Raw genomic sequence first — 19,594 nt, 5'->3', positions numbered from 1 at the left:
TCAGAACGGCGGTTCGTCGTCGACGGGTGGAGCTGGCCGGCGCTCCCGGTCGGCGGCCCGGATGGCGACGACCGTCGCCCGCGCCGCACTCGTGACGTGCCCGTAGCGGTTGCGTCGCGCCCGCCACGGCCGCGTGTCGCGGGGCGGAGCGAACGCCGCGAGGGGCACGGCGGGACCGGTCGCCGCAGGGATCTCGAGGAGGGGCTCGAAGGGCTCCGGCCGCACCTCGTGACGGGTGCCGTTCGGGGTGGTCCAGACGAAGAGCCCGGCGTCGGGCTGCTCGAGGACCCAGCCGGCGGCCGGGGTGTGCTTGAGTCGGTGGTGCCGTCGACAGAGTGCGCCGAGGTTGTCCGCGAGGGTGAGTCCGTCGTCGGTCACCGCGACGGTGTGGTCGAGGTCGGCGCCGTAGGCCGGGCGTGAGCAGCCGGGAAAGCGACACGTGCGGTCCCGGGCCCGGACCCAGTCGTCGAGGTCGGCGCCCGGGAACCGGCGAGCGGCGTCGCGGTCGCTGTGAGCCGGGTGCCGCTCGGGGTGGGCGCGGGCATGCGCCAGCGCCGCCTGGGCGGACGCGACGAGGTCGCCGTGCAGCACGTCCGCGGGATCGAGGGCGTCGAGTTCGTCGGTGAAGGCCGCGAGTTCGACGATCTGGGCGCAGTGCGGGTCGTCGTGTGCGCCGGGCCTGCCGCCGGCCGGCTCGACGAGCAGCGAGTGTTCGAGGAACCCGTCGACCCGGCGGTAGAGGTGCAGGCGCCATCGACCCGCCCTCCGCCTGAGGGCGAGCGCCCGGGCCGTCGGGGCGGCGACGGCACCCCAGCCGGGCATCTCGGCGGGGCGACGGTCGAACCGGAGCAGGGTCGCGAGCCCCAGCCGAACCGCCACGCGACGCCGGAAGGACAGTCGGGAGCCCACCGCGTGGGACCGGCCGGGGTCGTCCGCGTCCGCGCTCGTCGCGCCCGCGCCGTCCCGTGAGGGGGAGCCCTCAGCCGGGTCGGGGCTCACGTCGCCATGCGTGCCGCCGGCCGCGGGATCGTCGTCGGCGCCGTCGTCCGGGCCACCGTCGTCCGGGCCACCGTCGTCCGGGCCACCGTCGTCCGGGCCACCGTCGTCCGGGCCGTCGTCGGGTCCGTCGTCGGGTCCGTCGCCGGGTCCGTCGCCGGGTCCGTCGCCGTCCGGATGGTCGTCCGGACCGTTGCCGTCCGGGCCGTCTTGAGGACCGTCGGCATCCGGGCCGTCGTCACCGCGGGCCGTGGGATTCGCGGGGAGGAGTTCGGCGGTCAGACGGGCGACCAGGTCGGGGTCGTCGTGGCCCAGGTGGTCGCGGCCGAGCAGCCGGACGAAGACGTGCGCCTGGACGACGCCCTCGCTCTCGTCCACCCCGGCGACGCGCAGCCGGACCAGCACCGCGTCGGCGACCGCGACGAGGTGGTCGTAGGCGTCCTTGGCGGCCTCCCACGGCAGGTCGAGGCCGGACAGCTCGGCCGCGCCGGAAGGTCCGATCCGCGCCAGCACACGCGCCCGGGCGAGCGCTGCGGCCCGGCGCGCCTCGTCCCAGTCTGGGTCGATCTCCGCTGCGGCGATCTCGATCATCTCGCGCAGCCTCTGGTGCGGGGTGCGCGGTGCGCGGGCGAGCAGCCGGTCGACCACCGCGACGGCCCGCTCGCGGTCGAGCTCGCGCAGGGTCGAGACGAACAACCAGGCCTTCGTCGGCTCCAGGACGCCCGAGGCCATGGCCTCCCCGAGGGCGGGCAGCCGCTCGAGGACACCGTCGGCCAGCTCCAGCCGCGCTCCGGCCATGGACGCCGACCAGCCCAGCGCAGCCGCAGCCACCGCCCCGTCGTCGCGACCGACCTCGCGAACCGTGGTGCCTGCCCGCGAACGGCACGCCTCCCGCAGCCACCGCAGCTTGGTCCACGCCGCCCGGTTCTCGACGGCGAACGCCGCCCGCAGCTCGGCCTCCACGAGCTCGCCCGGCAGCGAGGCCGGGTCGAGTTCGAGCAGAGGCGCGGTCATGACTCCAGTATCGAACACACGTTCGAACAGAACCAGCGACCGTCCGGACGAACTTGATCTCCGCCGAACGGCCCCGCCAGCGTGCGATGGGTCGCGACAGGAAGCGACCCGACGGCTCCCCCACCACCGCCCGTCGGCGTAGACCGTCCGTCCGCGCAGGAACGTGCGGGTGACGGTGGAGCCGATCGCCAGCCCCGGAACGGCGTGTACTCCTGGGTCGACTCGGAGTCGGCGGGGTCGACGGTCCACGAGCGGTCGGGGTCGACCAGCGCGATGTCGGCGTCGAACCAGGGCGCGAGGTCGCCCTTGGTGGCGCCCAGGCCGAAACGCTGCGCCGGGGCGGTCGAGGTCAGCTCCGCGATCCGCGACAGCGGCAGCCCGCGCTTGAGCCCCTCTCCCACGAGTCCGGGCAGCAGGTACTCGGTGCTTCATGCTGTTCTCGACCAAGGAGCCAGAGCGCACGGTCGCCCCATCCGCGACCGAGTCGGTCTGAGGCCTCCTACACCGTCGCCCCGATGACCCCGAGCAGCTGGAGCTTCTCGTGGCTCTCGCTGCCCGGGACGGCGGTGTAGACGAGCAGGCGGTGCGACTGGTCCGGGTCGAGCAGGTGCTGGCAGTTCAGCTCGAGGACCCCGACCTCGGGGTGCAGGAACCGCTTCGGCTCCCGGGGTCGGACCCCGACCTCGTGCTGCTCCCAGAGCGTCCGGAACTCCGCGCTGCGGTCGAGCAGGTCGTCGGCGAGCCGGCCGGCGGCGGAGTCCCGACCCCGCTGTCCGACGATCTGCCGCAGCCCCGAGGTGAACATGCGCGACAGGTGGTCGTGGTCCTCGGGGACGTACCGTTCCCGGCTCGCCGGGTCGGTGAACCACCGGTAGCCCATGCTGCGGGCGGGGCCGCGGAATCTCGTGAGGTCGCCCGTGAGCGCGACCCCGAGCGGGGTCTGGCGCAACGTCTCGCCGAGCTCGGTGGTGATCTCGGCCGGGGTGTCGGTGAGGCGGTCCAGCACCCGCAGGAGGCCCGGACCGATGTGGTCGCCCGACCCGCCGCGGCTCGGCGGTACGTGCCCCACCAGCCGGTACAGGTGGTCGCGCTCGTCGAGCGAGAGGTGCAGCCCCTGCGCGATCGAGGCCGCCATCTGCTCGGACGGCTGCGGGCCGCGCTCCCGTTCGAGCCGCGAGTAGTAGTCGGTCGACATGTGGCAGAGCGCGGCGACCTCCTCGCGGCGCAGCCCGCTGGTCCGCCGCCGTGCGCCGCGCGGGAGCCCGACGTCCTCGGGCTGCAACGACTCCCGACGGCGTCGCAGGAACTCCGCCAGCCCCGTCCGATCGATCACGGTTCCTGCCTACCGCTCCGGTCCGTCGCCAGCCACGCCCTGCCGATCCCACCCTGTGCGCTGCGCGCACATCACCACCGTCGGCCCGATCGGCGGCTCGGCCGGAAGTCGGAGTTCGGCCACGGTCGTGAGGCCCGCGCCCTCGATCAGGTTCGCGAGCTGCTCGGGCCGCCACTGGTACGTGGTCCAGGTGACGGCGTGGCCGTACACCTCAGTGCGGACCCGGTCCTCGTCGCCGACGTGCGTCGCGACAAGCAGCCGCCCACCCGGCACGAGCGCCCGCGCGAACGCCGCGAGGACCTCCGGCAGCGCGTCGCGGGGCAGGTTGAACAGCGACCACCAGCCCAGCAGACCGCCGTACGACGCGTCGGCCAGGTCCAGCTCCGTCGCGGACGCCACGTCGAACGAGCACGTCGGGTACCGCCGCCGGGCGTGGGCGATCATCCGTGGCGAGAGGTCCACACCCCTCACGTCGAGGCCCCGCTCGGCCAGGTACGCCGTCACCAGCCCGGGCCCGCACCCGACGTCGAGCACCGGGCCGAGCCCGGCCACCGACGTCGCGAACGCGTCGACCGCCGCCTCCAGCCAGGGGTGCGTCCGGATGTCGCCGAGCCCCGTCGACTCCACCATCTCGACGTAGGCGTCGGCCACGCGGTCGTAGGACGCGCGGACGGTGTCGAGGTCGTCGGGCTGCCGCACGCCCGCGGAGGGTAGTGCCAGCTCCACCGTGGCGACCTGCTGACGCTCAGCGTGCGCCGTGTGCCACCGCTGACATCAGAGCCCTGTCGCGCTCGGCATGATCAACTGCCCACGTCGCGCACCGCGGCGTCCAGCGCCCGCATCAGCTCACCGATCCGTCCCCCGCCGGCCGGCGCGGCCGGGTACCGCTGCAGCACCGTCCTGACGACAGGTCCGGCCAGGTCCGCCGTCGCCGCCACCGGCGCAGGATCACCGGCCAGCTCCCGGGCCCGCAGCGCGTGTGCCGCAGCGCCGAGGACGTGCCGGACCTGAGCCGCGTCGGGCAACGGGTGCAGATATCCCGCCCCGGCCGCCGCCAGGGCGGAACGTGCGGCCTGCTCGGCCACCGGCGAGCCGGCGTCGCAGGCTCCGCTCGCCGCCCGCTGCGCACCCCAGGCCCCGTCGCGCATGGCCTTCGTCCGGGGACCGCCCTCTGCGAACGCCGCCGCAGCCGCGATCGCGAGCCGCGGGCGCCCGTCATCGGGAAAGCTCGCCTCGAACAGCGGGAGGACCGGGCGGGCGCACGCGGCCGCGAAGGTCGCCACCGCGCGCAGCTCGTCGAGGGTCAGCTCCACGCGCCGACCGTAGGGGCGGACCGCCGATCCCCTGATGAGCGGGCCGTGGTGAGCCGCCGCGAAGCACAGCAGTCTCGGTGCCAGCCCACCGAAGGAGACACCATGCGGGAGATCACCGTCCCCGACCTCACCGGCCGCCTCGCCGTCGTCACCGGCGGCAGCGACGGTGTCGGCCTCCACCTGGCGACGAGGCTCGCGGTCGCCGGCGCCGAGGTCCTGCTGCCCGTCCGCAACACGCGCAAGGGGGAGGCCGCGCTCGCCGCCATCCGCAGCCAGGCCCCGGCGGCCAGGGTGGCCCCGCGCGACCTCGACCTGTCCTCGCTCACCTCGGTGCGCGCTCTCGGCGACACCCTGCGCCGCGAGGGCCGGCCGATCCACCTACTGATCAACAACGCGGGCGTCATGACCCCGCCCGACCGGCAGGTCACGGCCGACGGGTTCGAGCTGCAGTTCGGCACCAACCACCTCGGGCACGTCGCGCTGGTCGCGGGACTGATGCCGCTGCTCCAGGCCGGGCGCGCCCGCGTTGTGCACCAGATCAGCGTGGCCGCGGCCCGCGGGCCGATCCACTGGGACGACCTGCAGTGGGAGCGCTCCTACGACGGCATGGCCGCCTACCGCCAGTCGAAGGTCGCGTTCGGGCTCTACGGCCTCGAGCTGGAGCGGCGCAGCCGGGCGAACGGCTGGGGCATCACCAGCCTGCTGTCCCACCCCGGGGTCGCGCCGACCAACCTGCTCAACGCGCGCAGCGAGCTCGGCCGGGCGCGCCCGGCACGCGGTCGGGCCGTGATCGGCCTCCTGTCCCGGATCGGTCTCACCGGGACGCCCGAGTCCGCCGCCCTGCCCGCGCTGCTCGCCGCGACCTCCCCCGACGCCCGCGGCGGTCACCTCTACGGACCGTCCGGCCCCGGACACGTCGGCGGCGGACCCGCCGAGCAGGCGCTCTACAAGCCGCTGCGCGACGACGCCGAGGCGGCGCGCGTCTGGCAGGTGTCCGAGGAGCTGGTCGGTCGCCTCACCCCGTCCTGACGCCGAGGCGGTCCAGCGCCGCCGCCGGCCCCTCCCACACGTGGGCCTCCCAGCCGTGCTCGCGGGCCGCCTCGACGTTGCGGGGGCGGTCGTCGAAGAAGACGCACTCTCCCGGCGCCGTCCCGTAGGCCTCGTCGGCCGCGGCGTAGATCGCGGGATCCGGCTTCACCAGGCCGATCTCAGCCGAGAACACCAACGTCTCGAAGCCCCGCGACCACCCGGCGTCCCGCACGGTGCGGGCCAGATGGGCCGGGGCATTCGAGAGCACCGCGGTGCGACGCCCGGCGAGCGCGGCGAGGAACTCCGCGGAGCCCGGCGTCAGGTCCGCCCACTTGCGCGCATCGATCACCGTCAGCTCGGCGGCGTCCTCCGGGGTCACGGACACGCCGAGCTCGTCCCCCACGGCGGTCCAGTAGTCCAGGTCGGCACCGCCGAGGTCGAACGCCTGCCGGGGCGGCCCGTAGTAGACCGCCTCGAGCGCCGGCCGGGGCACCCCGAGCCGGTCCGCGACGGCGGTCATCACCTGGTCCGACGCGACGAGGACGCCACCGAGGTCGAGAACGATCACTCCGCCGACGGTAACCGGGTGCCGCTCGCGCGGCCGGTCGGAGCGGGGGTCAGACCGACGCCAACAGCTCCGCCAGGTCCGCCGCGCCCGGCACCGACCGCACGTGGACGTGCACGGTCCGGCCCAACGGCGGGTCCAGCGGCAGGACGACCACACCCGCGGGCAGCGGGTCCGGCAACGCCAACGCCGGGAGCACGCCGACGGTGATCCCGGCCGCCGCCATCGCCAGGACGGTCCCGACGTCGCGCACCACGTGCGCGGGCACCCACGACTCGCCGTGCGCGACGTAGCCGTCCGCCAACTGCGGCCCGCAGGTCCCCCCGGGGTCGGCGACCCCCGCCTCGACCAGCGCCCGCAACCCGACCGGCCCCCGCCCCACCAGCGGATGGCGTGCCGGCAGCACCGCGAGGAACGCGTCCTCGCGCGCGAGGTGCACGTCGGCCGTGGCGAACTCCTCCGGGCCCCACGTCGAGACCGCCAGGTCGACCGTCCCGGCCGCGAACCAGGCCGCCAGCTCGTCGTCGTCGCCCTGCACGACCCACACCCGGCCGGGCACCCGCCGCACCACCGCCGGCACCAGCCGCACGGTCGCCGAGTGCACCGCCCCCATCCGCAGGTCGGCCCGCTCGGCGCGCCGCGCGAGCCCCGCCACCGCGTCGAGGTGCTCCCGCACCGCGCGGGCGTGCTCGGCGACCTCCCGGCCGGTCGCGGTGAGCGTCACGACCGGCCCTCGGTGCGCGACCGGCGCCCCCAGGCGCCGCTCCAGGGTCGCGACCGACCGGCTGACCGCCGACTGCGTCCGCCCCAGCGCCGCGGCCGCCCGGGTGAAGCTGCCGTGCTCGGCGAGCGCGAGCACGGCGTCCAGCTGGGCCAGCGCGACGTCCATGAGCGCACATCATGCCGGGTAGGAGGAGAAGTCGTTGGACTCATGGGGCTCCCGGACTTCTCCTGTCGTCATGTCCGCCCGCGTCCTGCTCGCCCTCGTCTGTCTCTGGCTCTGCTGGGGCTCGTCCTTCCCCGCGATGCGGGTCGTGGTCGCGACCCTCCCGCCGCTCACCACCTCCGGCGCGGTCTTCCTGACGGCGGGTCTGGTCCTGTCGGTCGTGCACGCCCGGGACCTGCGGCGGACCGGGCCGCTCGCACTGCGGCGGGCCGCGCTGGTCGGCGGCTGTCTGCTCGGCGCGCAGGGCAGCGCGGCACTCGCCGTGGTCCATGTGCCCGCATCGACGGCGGCGTTGCTCGCGGCGTCGATCCCGCTGTGGCTCGTCGTCCTCCGCGCCCTCACCGGCGACCGGCCGTCGCGGCGGGAGCTGCTGGGCCTGCCGATCGGGCTCGCCGGGGTGACCGTGATCGTGCTGGCCGAGGCGGGCGGACCGGGCTGGACCCCGTGGGCGCTGGTGATCGTGGCGTCGAGCGTGCTGTGGGCGGCCGGGACGCTCGTCGCCGCCCGCAGCGTCGTCCTCCCGGCGCTCGGCGCGGCGACGGCGGTGCAGCTCGTCGCGGGCGGCGCGCTGGTGCTGACCGCCGGCCTGGTGCTCGACCCGGCCACACCCGTCGTCGGGAACGCCTCCTCGTGGGTGGCCGTGGCCGTGCTCCTGGTCGTCGACTCGCTCGCCGGGTTCGCGCTGTTCACGTGGCTGCTGCGGCACGCGTCGGTGTCGCTGGTCGGCACGTACGCGTATGCGGTGCCGGTCGTCGCCTACCTGACCGGCGTGCTGGTGCTCGGCGAGGAGTTCCGTCCGGTCGTCCTGGTGGGCGCCGCGCTGGTGCTGGGGGCGGTCGGATGTGCGCTCCGCGCCCGTGCGTCCTGATCCGTGCCGGAACGCGGAGAGGTACTCCCCGGGGCGCAGCCCACCTCAGCCGTGCGTCAGCATCCCCTCGCAGGAGCGCACCACGGCCCGGGCGACCTCGGCCGCCGCGCGTGAGGTCAGCGGCGACTCCGCCCGCGTACGCCAGCGGTCGAGCGCCTCCAGGGTCGCCGCCCGGACGTCGTCGGCCCCGCCGAGGCGCTCGACCGGGCCCGGACCGTCGCCGCCCAGCAGTCGCTCGGCCTCCGGCTGGGTGTCGGCCGGCATGGTCACCTGGCCCTGCCGGAGGGCGGCCAGCAGGCGCTGCTCGGTGAACTCGTGGGCGCCGGTGAGGACCCGTTCCAGCTCGGCGGCGAGCGGCCCGGCGTCGGGGCGCGGCACCCGGGCCAGCACCATCTCGACGGCGAGCAGCGCCGACCGGGCCTTGTGCACGTCACGCCGCCCGACCACCCGCGAGGCCAGCACCTCGCGCAGCTCCTCGAGCCCCGACCGGCGCACCAGTTCCTCGGCCAGCGACACCGAGTCGGTCACCCCGCGCCCGGTGCGGGCCCCGCGGCGCAGCACGGTCGTCGCGGTGCGGATGCCGTAGACGCCGAACCGGTCCATGAGCGCACGTCGGGTCGTCGCGTCGAGGCGGACGCCGTCCGGGTCGGAGGCGAGGGCCTCCGCGACGACGGCGGGCGGCTCGGCCGAGCAGAACCGGTCGGCGGAGAGCAGCAGCGCGTCGACCTCGGCGCGCGGCGCCCGGGCCAGCGCCCGCAACGCCGTGAACTCCGTCTGCCGCAGGGTCCGCGCGGTCTCGGCGAGCAGCCCGTCCACCGCGACGACGGTCTGGCACAGCGGCCGCAGCGCCGGATCGCAGCGGTAGGCCTCGGCGACCCGACCCGCCGTCGTGATGGCGTCGAGGCCCCCGCCGCCGATCTCGTCGGCGCGGGAGAGGACCACGACGGTGCCCGACGCGCCGACCGCGCCCAACCCGCCGGCCCCGCCCTGCGCGAGGTCGGCGAAGGCCTCGAGGAACCCGACGTCGTTCCGGTGGGCGTGGCGCATCAGGTAGACGACGGCGTCGGCGCCGGACGGGCGGTCGTCGGGGGTGACGAAGGCGAGCGTGCGCCGGGAGTTGGTCTCGCGGATCGAGTCCAGCCCCGGGGTGTCGACCAGCGTCGTCTCCGCGAGCCCGCGCGAGGGCCAGTCGACGAGCAGGCGCCCGACCCGCGCCGGATCGACGCCGCGCAGGTCGATCCGCAGGCCCTCGCCGTCGCGCGCGAACGGGATCGGCCCGCGGCGCCCGTCGACGTCCTCGCGGAGCACACCCGGCGACGGCGCGTCGCGGTACCAGGTGACCAGGCGGGTGCACTCCCCCGCGTCCGTCGCCGCCACCCGCTCCCCCACCAGGGCGTTGAGCAGCGTCGACTTCCCGGCCTTGAGCGTTCCCGCGAGCGCCACGCGCAGCGGCTCGTCGAGCCGGGCCCGCGCGTCGGCCAGCACCGCCCGCGCCCACCCCGTCGCCGCGTCCGGCGCCCCGCTGCCGTACAGCCGCTGCGCGTTCCCGACGACGGACCGGGCCTGGTCGGTGAGGCGGGTGCGCGTGTCGGCGGCGCCGCTCACGCGCCGACCAGCCGGGCGGTGCCGACGCTCTCCCGGATCCGGCGGGCCCGCTTCTCCAGCGCGTCGAGCCGCTCCAGCTCCGCCTCGACGTCGGCGAGCCGCGCCTGGCGCTTGGCCCCGTCGGCCTCGACCGCCTTCGCCGCCTGCGAGGTGGCGTTCAGCGAGCGCTCGAGCTCCTCGGCCGTCGTCGTGAAGTGGTCGCGCAGCGTGCGCTGGACCTCGCGGAGCATGTCGCGGGAGTTCTTGCCCGCCTGGAAGATGACGTCGTCGACGTGTCGGCGGACCGCCTGCTTGGCCTCGGCCTGCCGACGGCGCAGGGCGCGCTTGCGCTCGTCGACCAGCGTCTTCGAGCCGAGCAGCAGACCGGCCCCGATCGAGAACGGGTTGAGCAGGGCCATCCCGGCGATGGTGGTCAGCATGCCGATCATCAGGACGCCGCCGTAGGAGCCGCGCATGCCGATCATCAGCGACTGCGAGAGGCCGAACTTCTCGTGGTCCGGCGCGGCCAGCAGCCCGACCGGGTCGGCCGACAGGGCCTGCCCCTCCGGCGACGCGATCGGGGGCAGGACGCCGGCGCCGTCCTCCGCGAAGTGGGTCGCGACCCGCTCCGCGAGCCACCGCGTGCGCTCCTCGGCCCAGACGACGTTCGTCGAGACCGCGGCCGACACCTGCTGGTGCAGCCACGGCGAGAACTGCTCCCACGTCTTCGCGGGGTCGGTGTCGTCCAGGGCGGCCTCGGCGTCGGTGGTGACCGTGCGGAGGCGGTCGCGCAGGTCGTACTCGATGTCGGAGACGAGGTCCTGGGTGCCGTCGTTGAGCGTCTGCTGCCACCGGGCGGCACGGTCGCGCAGGGCCACGACCCGGACCTTCGACCGCTCCAGCTCGTCGCTGATCCGCTGCGCGCGGCCCGGGTCGGACAGGGCGTCCCGCTCGGCCCGGAAGCGGCCCGCCAGCTGCTCGCAGACCACCAGCACCTCGTCCGCGGCCATCCGGGTCCGCCGGGCGTGGCGGCCGCCGACGACCTCGGAGCGCAGCAGCTCCCGCACCTCCGGCACGCCCGACTCGGCCAGCAGCGACGCCTCGTCGTGCAGGGCCAGCGCGGCCGAGGTGGGGAGCACGGGGACCCGCCGCAGCGAGTCGTGCGCGTGGTCCAGGTGGGCGCGGTCGAGCTCGGCGATCCGGCGCCAGTGCGGGTGCAGGTCGGTGCGGGTGAGCACGACCGCGACGGTCGGGCACACCGCGACCGCGGTCCGGACCAGGGCGAGCTCGGGGGCGGTCAGCTCGCGTCCGCCGTCGCACACGAGCAGCACCGCGTCGGCACCGGGGAGCTCGGCCATCGTCGACACCGACGCCGGGGAGGCGAGCCCGCCCGCACCCGGGGTGTCGACCAGCCGCAGGCCCTCGAGCACGTCCACCGGCAGCGTGGCCTCGGCGTACGACCAGCCCGCGGCGTTGTCGGGGTTGCCCGCCTCGGTGACGTGCTCGGCGAGCTGGGCGGGCGCGATCTGCTGCTGCTCCTCGCCGCCCTCGACCGCTCGGGCGAGCTTCACCGCGCGCTCCGCGCCGTGGACGCAGACCGTGGGGACCGTGGTCGCCCGGTGCGCGTCGGTCGGCAGGGCCCGTCCCCCGAGGACCGCGTTGACCAGTTCGGTCTTGCCCGCCTTGAACTCGCCGACGACGAGCACGCGCGCCCGGTCGTCCGCGACCGTCGCGGCCACGGTCGAGAGCCGCTTCTCCAGGTCGGGCCGGCCGTAGGCCGTCGCCGCCCGGCGGGCGACCTCGACGAGGTCGACCAGGTCCCTGCTCATGTCCCTCCCCGACACGCGCGAAAGCCGGGACACGGTCTCCCGTGTCCCGGCTCCCTCGTCACCCCGGGGACGTTACGCGGCCCGCTCCGACCGCCGTGCCGCTCGTCCCCGGGGACCGCTCACCCGATGGGTGGACCTGCTCAGACGCCGGCGACGTGCAGCGCGTCCAGGACCGGGGACGCGTGGCTGGCGTCGACGAGCGCGTTGTGGGTCTCGTGCGACTCGATCGACGAGTTGTTCGAGTCCGACGAGTCGGTGTCGTGCGAGTCGTGGTTCTGCGAGTCGGTGATGTTGTGCGACCCGGAGTTGTCGGTGTTGTGCGAGTCGGTGTGCAGCGACGTGTTGCCCGAGTCGTGGTTCGAGGCGTCGGTGTTGACGCCGTTGGCGCCGGCGACCTGGTTGCCGTGGCCGAACGCGTTCGAGTTGTTCACCGTGCCGGAGCCGGTGGAGATGACGCCGCCCTGGCCGGTGCCGACGTGGTCGAGCGAGGTGGCGTTGCCGGCACCGAAGGCGGTCGTCGAGCCGTCGCCGGAGACCTGGTTGCCGTCGCCCACGAAGCTGTGGTCGCCGGAGACGATCGGGGCGTTCGAGTCGCCCTGGACCTGCACGCCGTGCGAGCCGATGTTGTTGGTCTCGTTGTTGACGTGCACGTCCGAGCCGTCGCCGGCCCAGATCTTGGTGACGTTGGTGGTGTTGTAGATCGTGTCGTGCGAGTCGTACGAGTAGTTGTTCGTCACGTAGTTGAGGTGCGTGACGACCTTGTCGATCTCCGAGCAGTGCGGAGCCGGGCGGCCCTCGTCGTCGCAGTCGATGTGCTTGTGGTGGTGCTCGTGGTCGTCGTGGTGCTTGGGCTCGGCGTCCCAGCACTTGTCGTCGTCGCAGTCGTCCTCGTACTGCGCGCACTTCTCGGCGTCGACCTTCTCCAGGACGACGGGGAGGAGCTCCTTGATGTCGTCGACGCAGACGTTGCCGAGGCCGGCGGCCTGCAGCGCGGCGTGCGGGTCGTCGCGGAAGTCCGCCAGCGCGTCGTGGTTGTTGAGGAGGTCCATCAGGAACTCGAGGAGGGTCTTGTGCTCGGACATGGTCTCTGCCCCCAGAGGAAGTGTGTGGAGCGCCCGTGGCCTGGTCGGACCGGGCGGCGTGGTGAGAACAGTGGTCCTCGGGGGCCCGCCGGCCATCGGGGCTCCCGCCGGGTTCCCGGGGCGACCCCCTAGGGGATTCCGCACGGGTGCCCCGGTCGCCGCCCCGGGGTCACGGCGAGTGACGGAGCACCGGCATCCGTTCGGCCCAGCGACACACGATCGAGCTACGAACGTGTAACGGCGGCTCGGAACGGGTCGATAGTGGCCACGAGTCAGCGACACGGAGCCGCCCCGTCCGGGCGGCCGGGGCGGATGGAGCTGGGTGTGACGATGGTGGACCCGCGGCACGCGGGGACGGCAGGGCCCGGCACGCGCGTGGCCTACGACCTCGGTATCGACCTGGGCACCACCTTCACCGCCGCCGCCGTCCACCTCGCTCCCGCGCCGGACGTGCGCGTCGTCGGCCTCGACCGCGGCGCCGTCCAGGTCCCCTCCGTGCTCCTCGTCGACGACGACGGGTCCCTGCTGGTCGGCGGCGAGGCCGAGGCCCGCGCCCCGTGGGCCCCGCAGCGCGTGGTGCGCGAGTTCAAGCGCCGCCTCGGGGACGACACCCCGATCGTCGTCGCCGGCGAGGGCTTCTCCGCCGACGGCGTGGCCGCCGAGATGGTCCGCTGGACCGCCGACCGGGTCGCCGGGCAGCAGGGCTGCGCGCCCCGCCGGCTCGCCGTCGCCCACCCCGCGGGCTGGGGCGCCTACCGGCGGCGGGTGTTCACCGAGGCCCTCGCCGAGGTCGGCCTGCACGACGTCGTCCTGCTCACCGAGCCCGAGGCCGCCGCCTCCGCGCACGCCGCCGCCGGCCGCCTGCCGGTCGGGCGCACCGTCGCCGTCTACGACCTGGGCGGCGGCACCTTCGACGCCGCCGTCGTGCGCGGCGTCCCCGCCTCGCCCGCCGCCCCGGTCGGCCTGACCGTCCTCGGCCGCGGCCAGGGCATCGAGGCCCTCGGCGGCATCGACTTCGACGAGGCCCTGTTCTGGCACGTCTGCTCCGAGCTCGGCGGCGCCGTCGCCTCGCTCGACCCGGCCGACCCCGCCACGGTCCGCGCGGTCGCCGGCCTCCGACGGGCCTGCGTGGCGGCGAAGGAGGCGCTGTCGGTCGACACCGAGGCGGTCGTCGACGTCCGCCTGCCGAACGTCACCACCCGCGTGCGCGTGACCCGCGGCGAGTTCGAGGAGATGATCGCGCCGGCCCTGCGCCAGACGATCGACGTCCTCGGCGAGGTCCTCGACTCCGCCCGCGTCCGCCCGGCCGACCTCGACGGCGTCCTGCTCGTCGGCGGCTCCTCCCGCATCCCGCTGGTCGCGCGCCTGCTCTCCGCCGAGTTGGGCCGCCCGGTCTCGATCGATCCCGACCCGACCACCGTCGTCGCCCGCGGCGCCACCTGGGCGGCAGCGGCCGCGTCCGGCGTGATCCGGCCGCCGTCGGGCGCCTTCCCGGCGGTCTCCGGTCCGTTCCCGACGCCGGGTCGTGCCCCGATCTCGGGCCCCTTCGAGCGTCCCGCGGTGGAGCCCCGCACCGAGTGGGTCGGCCCGGCGGCCGCCCTGCTCGCGCACGCCGAGGCCGAGCCGCGCACCGAGTTCGTCGGGCCCGCCGCCGCCCTGCGCGTGCACGCCGAGGACCCGATCACGCGCCCCGTGCGCCTGCGGGCCGACGACGACGCCGTCACCGACACCCTGGGCACGGGTCTGCCGAGCCGCACCCCGATGCCGATGCCGATGCCGATGCCGATGCCGACGAGCGCCCTGCCGCCCGTACGGGCCGCCGGCACCGCCCCCGGCCCGCTGCTCCCGCCCGGCAAGCCCGACACCCGCCGACGCCGCCTCGCCATCGGGGCCGGCGCCGCCGCCGTCCTCGTCGCGGGCGGCGTCGTCGCGGTCGCGGTGCCGATGGTGAAGAACACCAGCGGCGAGGCGAGCGTCGCCGCGTCCGCCGCGCCGAACGCCGCCACCCCGGCCGCGGCCGCGCCGCCGGCCAACGCTGCCGGCACCCTGCCGCCGGACACCCTCGGGACCGGCGGCACCACCGACAACTCCGGCCGCGCGGCCGTGCCGGTGGCCGCGACCAGGAGCCGCGCGGCCACCCCGGCGGCTGTGAAGCCGGCCGCGCCGGTCGTGCCCCCGGCGGCCGCGCCCGCCGTCGTGCCGCCGCCCGCCGCCGCACCGGCGAAGGCCCCGGCGCCTGCCCCTGCACCCGCTCCGGCCCCAGCTCCTTCCACGCCCCGGGACAACACTCCGCCACCGTCGACCGGCGGCGGGACCGGGGGCACGGGCGGGACCGGAGGGACCGCCGGCACGGGTGGGTCGACCGGAGGTACGGGTGGCACCGGTGGCACCACGACGCCTCCCGCCGGCTCCACGACCACCACCCCGACCGGTACACCTGCGTGAGCGCCCCCGAGATCGAGCGCCCGATGACCGCCGACCTCGTCGCCCTGGCCGAGCAGGCCGCCCTCACCGGAGAGCTGGTCGAGGCGGCCCGATGCGCCGACGAGGTGCTGGCCACCGACGCGCCGCTGCCCGAGCTCGTCCGGGCCGCCCACGTCCTCGCCGGCGTCCACGCCCACCGCGGGATGCTCGGCGACGCCGGCGAACTGCACGCGTGGGTCGCCGCGGTCGCCCCGGCATGTGCCTCCCCGGCCGCGGCGGTGGCCCTGGTCGGCACCGGCCGCGAACTCCCCGCCTCCCCCACCGACCCGGGCCGCCCCCTCCCGCCGACCCTGCGCGCGGGCGCCGACGGCCTCGTCGGGAAGGCGATCCGGGCGAGCGTGCGACCCGCCGGGTCGGCCTCGGCGCTGTCCGACCTGACGCGCGCCGCCGCGATGCTCGAGTGCCGCGCGACCCCGGTCCTGCACGACGACTCCCCCGCCGCCCTGGGCGCCCTGGTCGCCCTGCACCGCGGCGAGCCCGACCTCGCCCGCACCCTCGTCGACCGCGCGCTCGCCGCCGACCTCGGCGGGGCGCCCTACCGTCGTCGGCACCTGCTGCTGCGGGCGTGGGCGGACATGGCGGGCGGCGACCTGCTCACCGCCCGGGCCGGTCTCGACGCCGCCAACGCCCGACCGGAGCCGGTCCACGCCCGGGACGAGCTGGTCGCGGTCGCGCTCGAGGCGGGCCTCGTCCGGCGCGCCGGAGACACCCGCGGGCTGCTCGCCGTCTGGTCCCGCGCACGGGAGGCCGTGCTGCGGCACGCGGTCGACCTGTGGTCGCTGCTCCCGGTCGGCGAGCTGGCCGTCGTGGCGGGCCGCCTCGGCCAGCTGGCCTGGCTCGCCCCGCACCTGCAGGCCGGCGACGAGCTGCTGACCGCCCTCGGCGAACCCGTGCTCTGGGCCGCGCCGTGGCACTGGTGCGCCTTCCTCGCGGCCGTCGCCGCCGACGACCCGCCCGCCGCCCAGCGCCACGCCGCCCACCTCGCCGAGGGCGCCGCGGACGTGGCCGCCCACGCCGGGTCCCTGGCCCTGGTCCTCTCCCGGGCCGCCCGCACGTGGCTGCGCGTCCTCGCCGGGGACGTCGACGCCGACGACGTCACCGCCGTCGCGGGCTCGCTGTCCGACGCCGGCATGGCCTACGACGGTGCGCGCCTCGCGAAGGAGGCCGCCGTCCGGACCAGCGACAAGCGGGTCCTCGCCGCCATGCTGAACCTCGCCCGCGGTCTGCTCGCCGGGCCGACCGTGCTCCCGCCGACGGCCGAGGCCGCCGAGCCGGACGCACCCGTCGTCGTGACCCCCTCGCCGCGGCCCTGCGTCCTGTCCGACCGGGAGCGCGAGGTGGCCGAGCTCGTCCTCGAGGGCCTGACCTACCGCGAGATCGGCGACCGCCTCTTCATCACGGCCAAGACCGTCGAGCACCACGTCCGCGGCATGCGCCAGCGCCTCGGGTCGGAGTCGCGCACGGACCTGTTCGCCGACCTGCGGGCGTCTCTCGCAGGCTGAGGCTCGGGCTGACGCGAGATGTAGCGGATTCGGACGCTCGGTCCTCGGATTCGCTACATCTCGAAGATCCCGGATCCGAACGGGGCCCAGCTGCGTCTGAGCCTGTGTGAAGCTCCAGCGATTCCTCGCCGCGCACGACGGCGTGATCAGCCGGGCCCAGGCGCGAGCTGTCGGTCTCAGCGACGACCAGATCGCCCGCAAGGTGGCGTCCGGCGAGTGGCTCCGGCGCGCACCCGGGGTCTACTTCGCGATCGCCTGGCGCTGGACCCCCGCGGCCAAGGTCCGGGTCGCTGCGGAGTGGGCCCGCCCCACCGGCGCCCTGGCCGGGCCGGCCGCCGCGTGGTGGCTCGGCCTCGACCTCGACTCCCCGCACCCCGTCGGGGTCGTCGTCCCACCGCACTCCTCGCGGCGCGCACCGGACGGCATCGCCATGGTCCGCCGCGACCTGCGCGGGGACCGGACCGAGCACCGGGGCCTGTGGGTCGTGGCCCGCGCGCTCGCCGTCCTCGACACCGCGGTGGCGCTGGGCCCGCAGGGACAGGCGTTCCTCGACCGGGCCCTGCAGCAGGGGCGGGTCAGCCTCGAGGATCTGACGGCGATGCAGGAGCGGCACGTCGGACGACGCGGCTCGGGCACGGCGCAGCGGATGCTGGACGAGGCGGCGGACCGCGCCGCCTCGACGGCCGAACGCCGCACGGTCGCGCTGCTGCGACGGGGCGGCATCACGGGCTGGACACCGAACCTCGAGGTGACCCTGCCCGACGGGCGGGAGACCGTGGTCGACCTCGGGTTCCTCGCCCTGAAACTGGCCCTCGAGGTCGACGGCTGGGCCTTCCACGTCGACCCGACCCGCTTCGTCGGCGACCGCGCCCGGAAGCGGGCCCTGGTCGCGGACGGTTGGGTGGTCGTCGAGGTGACCTGGGTGGACCTCGTGCGACGTCCCGAGAAGTTCCTCGACGAGCTGCGCCGGATCATCGACGTCCGGTGCCGGGCCCTCAGCGTGCAGATGTAGCGGATCCGGCCGGCCGGCCGTCGGATCCGCTACAGGTTCTCGATCTCCACCGGCGGGACGTCGACCGACAGGTCGAACAGGCGCGCGTAGAAGGCGAGCTCGGAGTCGAGGGCCCGCTTGATGTTCTCGGCCGCCCGGAAGCCGTGCTGTTCCCCGGCGAAGAGCAGGTACGCCACCGGCACGCCCTTGTCGCGCAGGGCCGAGACGATCATCTCCGACTGGTTCGGCGGCACGATCGCGTCCTCGTCGCCCTGCAGGACGATGAGCGGCGTCGAGAACTGGTCGACGTGCGTGAGCGGCGAGCGCTCGACGTACACGTCGCGGGCCTCGGGATAGGGGCCCACCAGCCCGTCGAGGTAGCGCGACTCGAACTTGTGCGTGTCGCGGGCGAGCGCCTCGAGGTCCGCGACGCCGAAGTGGTCGGCGCCGGCCGCGAACGGGGTGTCGGGCCGCGCGAGCGACGCCAGCACCGTGAACCCGCCCGCCGACCCGCCCCGGATGGCCAACCGGTCGGCGTCGACCCGCCCGGACGCGGCGAGGGCGCGGGCGGCCGCCAGGCAGTCGGCCACGTCGACGATGCCCCAGGCCCCCTTGAGCTGCTCGCGGTAGGCGCGGCCGTACCCCGTCGAACCGCCGTAGTTGACGTCGACGACGCCGAACCCATGGCTCGTCCAGTACTGCAGGCCGACCGCCAGCACCGGGGTCGCGGAGCCGGTCGGGCCGCCGTGGATCACGACCAGCAGCGGCGGCGCGCCGGAGACGCTTCCCGACGGCGGGTAGTACAGCGCGTGCGCGTCGCGCGCGGCACCGTCGGGGCCGACGGAGCGGAACGTCATCGGCTCGGGCACCGAGATCGTCGCCGGGTCGAGGCCGAGGTCGCGGGGCGGCCGCAGAGTGGTCACCTCCCCGGCGAGCGACACCCGGTGCACCCCGGGCTCGGCCGTCGGGCTGCCGGCGATGCACACGACCCCGTCGCCGTCGGCCCGCACGGAGCGGATCGCGCTGAACCCGGTGTCGAGTTCGGTGAGCTCCCCGTCCGGAGACCGCACCACGAGCGCGTCGAACCCGTCCGACGACCGCGCGAAGACCAGCGACCCCCTATCGGCGTGCTCGGTTGCTCCGTCGAGAACCGCGTAGCGGGAGCCGCCGAGCTGCCAGCCGGGCTCCCCGATCTCGGCCTCGAGCTCGACGAGGGGGCGCACGACGCCGTCGGCGTAGCGGTAGAGGTTCCACCAGCCGGTGCGGTCGGAGATGAAGGTCAGCGACCCGTCGTCGTGCCAGGCGGGCTCGGACACCGACTCGCCCGGGCCGCCGGCGACGACGGTCTCCTCGCCGGAGTCGAGCGCGCGCACCGTGAGCACGACGTCGTCCCACGGCATCGAGGGGTGGTCCCACGACAGCCAGGCCAGCTGCCGCCCGTCGCGCGAGAGCCGGGGCGCGGCCACGAAGTCCGGGCCGCTGACGAGGACCTCCGGTTCGGACTCCGCCACCGCCGACAGCCGCACGACCTCGTTGACCACCTCGGTCGCCGGCGCGCCGGCGGAGGGGTGGTGCTCGCGGACGCAGACGAGCCAGGTGCCGTCGGGGGCGACGTGGCCGTCGGCGTAGCGGTCGCCGCGAGGGACGGCGGGCTCCGGGGTCAGCAGGGTGACCTCGCCGTCGACGACCCGCCGCAGCCGCTGGTCGGCCCAGTCGACGGTGAACACGACGCCGTCGTGCACCCACCACGCGCCGCCGCCGTACTCGTGCACGGCGGTGCGGACGTTGGAGCCCGCGGGCAGCAGGTCGTTCGTGACCCCTTCCGGAGTGCGGCGCACGAGCTGCACGCGGCCCCCGTCCGAGGCCCGACCCTCCCCCCACACCACGGCGTCGCCGTCGGGGATCACCCCGTCGAGGCGGACGGCGGCGGTCACGACGAGGTCCGAGGTCACCGGGGTCACGGCGTGCACGCTAGTCCGCAGACCCTTTCGTGATCGGTCCGGTTCCGTGACCGCACCGTCGAGCGGTTACCGTGCACAGGCCTGGGGTACGCGTGAA

15 protein-coding genes are annotated in these 19,594 nt (G+C 75.7%); 5 read left to right on the top strand and 10 right to left on the bottom strand.

Annotated elements, in window-relative coordinates:
- The 4 genes from QSK00_RS05170 to QSK00_RS05155 form a co-directional block, all read right to left on the bottom strand.
- Entirely contained in the window at positions 1–2,010 is a 2,010-nt protein-coding gene (locus QSK00_RS05170; protein ID WP_285588274.1) for an HNH endonuclease signature motif containing protein, read from the bottom strand.
- 499 nt (positions 2,011–2,509) lie between these two features.
- The gene (locus QSK00_RS05165) at positions 2,510–3,343 is read right to left on the bottom strand and encodes a helix-turn-helix transcriptional regulator (RefSeq protein ID WP_285588272.1); all 834 of its coding nucleotides are present in this window, start codon (positions 3,341–3,343) and stop codon (positions 2,510–2,512) included.
- A gap of 9 nt (positions 3,344–3,352) precedes the next feature.
- Entirely contained in the window at positions 3,353–4,042 is a 690-nt protein-coding gene (locus tag QSK00_RS05160) for a class I SAM-dependent DNA methyltransferase (RefSeq protein ID WP_285588270.1), read from the bottom strand.
- Positions 4,043–4,143: 101 nt separating this feature from the next.
- A complete protein-coding gene (locus QSK00_RS05155; protein WP_285588266.1) occupies positions 4,144–4,656 on the bottom strand; it encodes a putative immunity protein in 513 nt (170 codons plus the stop codon).
- Between the two features lie 102 nt (positions 4,657–4,758).
- Here QSK00_RS05155 and QSK00_RS05150 point away from each other — a divergent pair, with 102 nt between their 5' ends.
- A complete protein-coding gene (locus QSK00_RS05150) occupies positions 4,759–5,685 on the top strand; it encodes an SDR family oxidoreductase (protein WP_285588264.1) in 927 nt (308 codons plus the stop codon).
- On the opposite strand, the gene QSK00_RS05145 is transcribed toward QSK00_RS05150, so the two are convergent.
- Both QSK00_RS05145 and QSK00_RS05140 read right to left on the bottom strand, forming a co-directional pair.
- Complete coding sequence (locus tag QSK00_RS05145; RefSeq protein ID WP_285588262.1) at positions 5,672–6,253, bottom strand: HAD family hydrolase; 582 nt, start codon at positions 6,251–6,253, stop codon at positions 5,672–5,674. The genes QSK00_RS05150 and QSK00_RS05145 overlap by 14 nt on opposite strands.
- A gap of 49 nt (positions 6,254–6,302) precedes the next feature.
- Positions 6,303–7,139: a LysR family transcriptional regulator gene (locus QSK00_RS05140; protein WP_285588261.1), complete on the bottom strand. Its 837-nt coding sequence runs from the start codon at positions 7,137–7,139 to the stop codon at positions 6,303–6,305.
- Between the two features lie 70 nt (positions 7,140–7,209).
- On the opposite strand from QSK00_RS05140, the gene QSK00_RS05135 reads away from it, so the two are divergent.
- Entirely contained in the window at positions 7,210–8,064 is an 855-nt protein-coding gene (locus QSK00_RS05135) for an EamA family transporter (protein ID WP_285588258.1), read from the top strand.
- A 45-nt stretch (positions 8,065–8,109) separates the two neighbouring features.
- Here the strand turns inward: QSK00_RS05135 and QSK00_RS05130 are convergent, their stop codons facing one another.
- From QSK00_RS05130 to QSK00_RS05120, 3 genes are all read right to left on the bottom strand, one after another.
- Entirely contained in the window at positions 8,110–9,669 is a 1,560-nt protein-coding gene (locus QSK00_RS05130) for a dynamin family protein (RefSeq protein WP_285588256.1), read from the bottom strand.
- On the bottom strand, positions 9,666–11,477 hold the full coding sequence (locus QSK00_RS05125; protein WP_285588254.1) for a dynamin family protein: 1,812 nt from the start codon (positions 11,475–11,477) through the stop codon (positions 9,666–9,668). Before QSK00_RS05125 ends, QSK00_RS05130 begins: the two co-directional genes overlap by 4 nt.
- Positions 11,478–11,617: 140 nt before the next feature.
- Positions 11,618–12,559, bottom strand: a complete 942-nt coding sequence (locus QSK00_RS05120; RefSeq protein ID WP_285588252.1) for an IniB N-terminal domain-containing protein — start codon at positions 12,557–12,559, stop codon at positions 11,618–11,620.
- Between the two features lie 330 nt (positions 12,560–12,889).
- Between QSK00_RS05120 and QSK00_RS05115 the strand changes: the two genes are divergently transcribed.
- The 3 genes from QSK00_RS05115 (at position 12,890) to QSK00_RS05105 (ending at position 17,557) form a co-directional block, all read left to right on the top strand.
- The gene (locus QSK00_RS05115) at positions 12,890–15,004 is read left to right on the top strand and encodes an Hsp70 family protein (RefSeq protein ID WP_285589495.1); all 2,115 of its coding nucleotides are present in this window, start codon (positions 12,890–12,892) and stop codon (positions 15,002–15,004) included.
- Positions 15,001–16,545, top strand: coding sequence for a helix-turn-helix transcriptional regulator (locus tag QSK00_RS05110; protein ID WP_285588250.1), 1,545 nt, complete (start codon positions 15,001–15,003; stop codon positions 16,543–16,545). Before QSK00_RS05115 ends, QSK00_RS05110 begins: the two co-directional genes overlap by 4 nt.
- A gap of 106 nt (positions 16,546–16,651) precedes the next feature.
- Positions 16,652–17,557, top strand: a complete 906-nt coding sequence (locus QSK00_RS05105; protein ID WP_285588248.1) for a type IV toxin-antitoxin system AbiEi family antitoxin domain-containing protein — start codon at positions 16,652–16,654, stop codon at positions 17,555–17,557.
- A 29-nt stretch (positions 17,558–17,586) separates the two neighbouring features.
- On the opposite strand, the gene QSK00_RS05100 is transcribed toward QSK00_RS05105, so the two are convergent.
- Entirely contained in the window at positions 17,587–19,497 is a 1,911-nt protein-coding gene (locus QSK00_RS05100) for a S9 family peptidase (protein WP_285588246.1), read from the bottom strand.
- Positions 19,498–19,594 lie beyond the last annotated feature (97 nt).

The sequence above is a fragment of the Actinomycetospora sp. NBRC 106378 genome (assembly GCF_030269685.1).
Taxonomy (GTDB): Bacteria; Actinomycetota; Actinomycetes; order Mycobacteriales; family Pseudonocardiaceae; genus Actinomycetospora.
The sequence above is the reverse complement of the archived record's forward strand: the minus strand, read 5'-3'. Positions and strand labels throughout refer to the sequence as shown.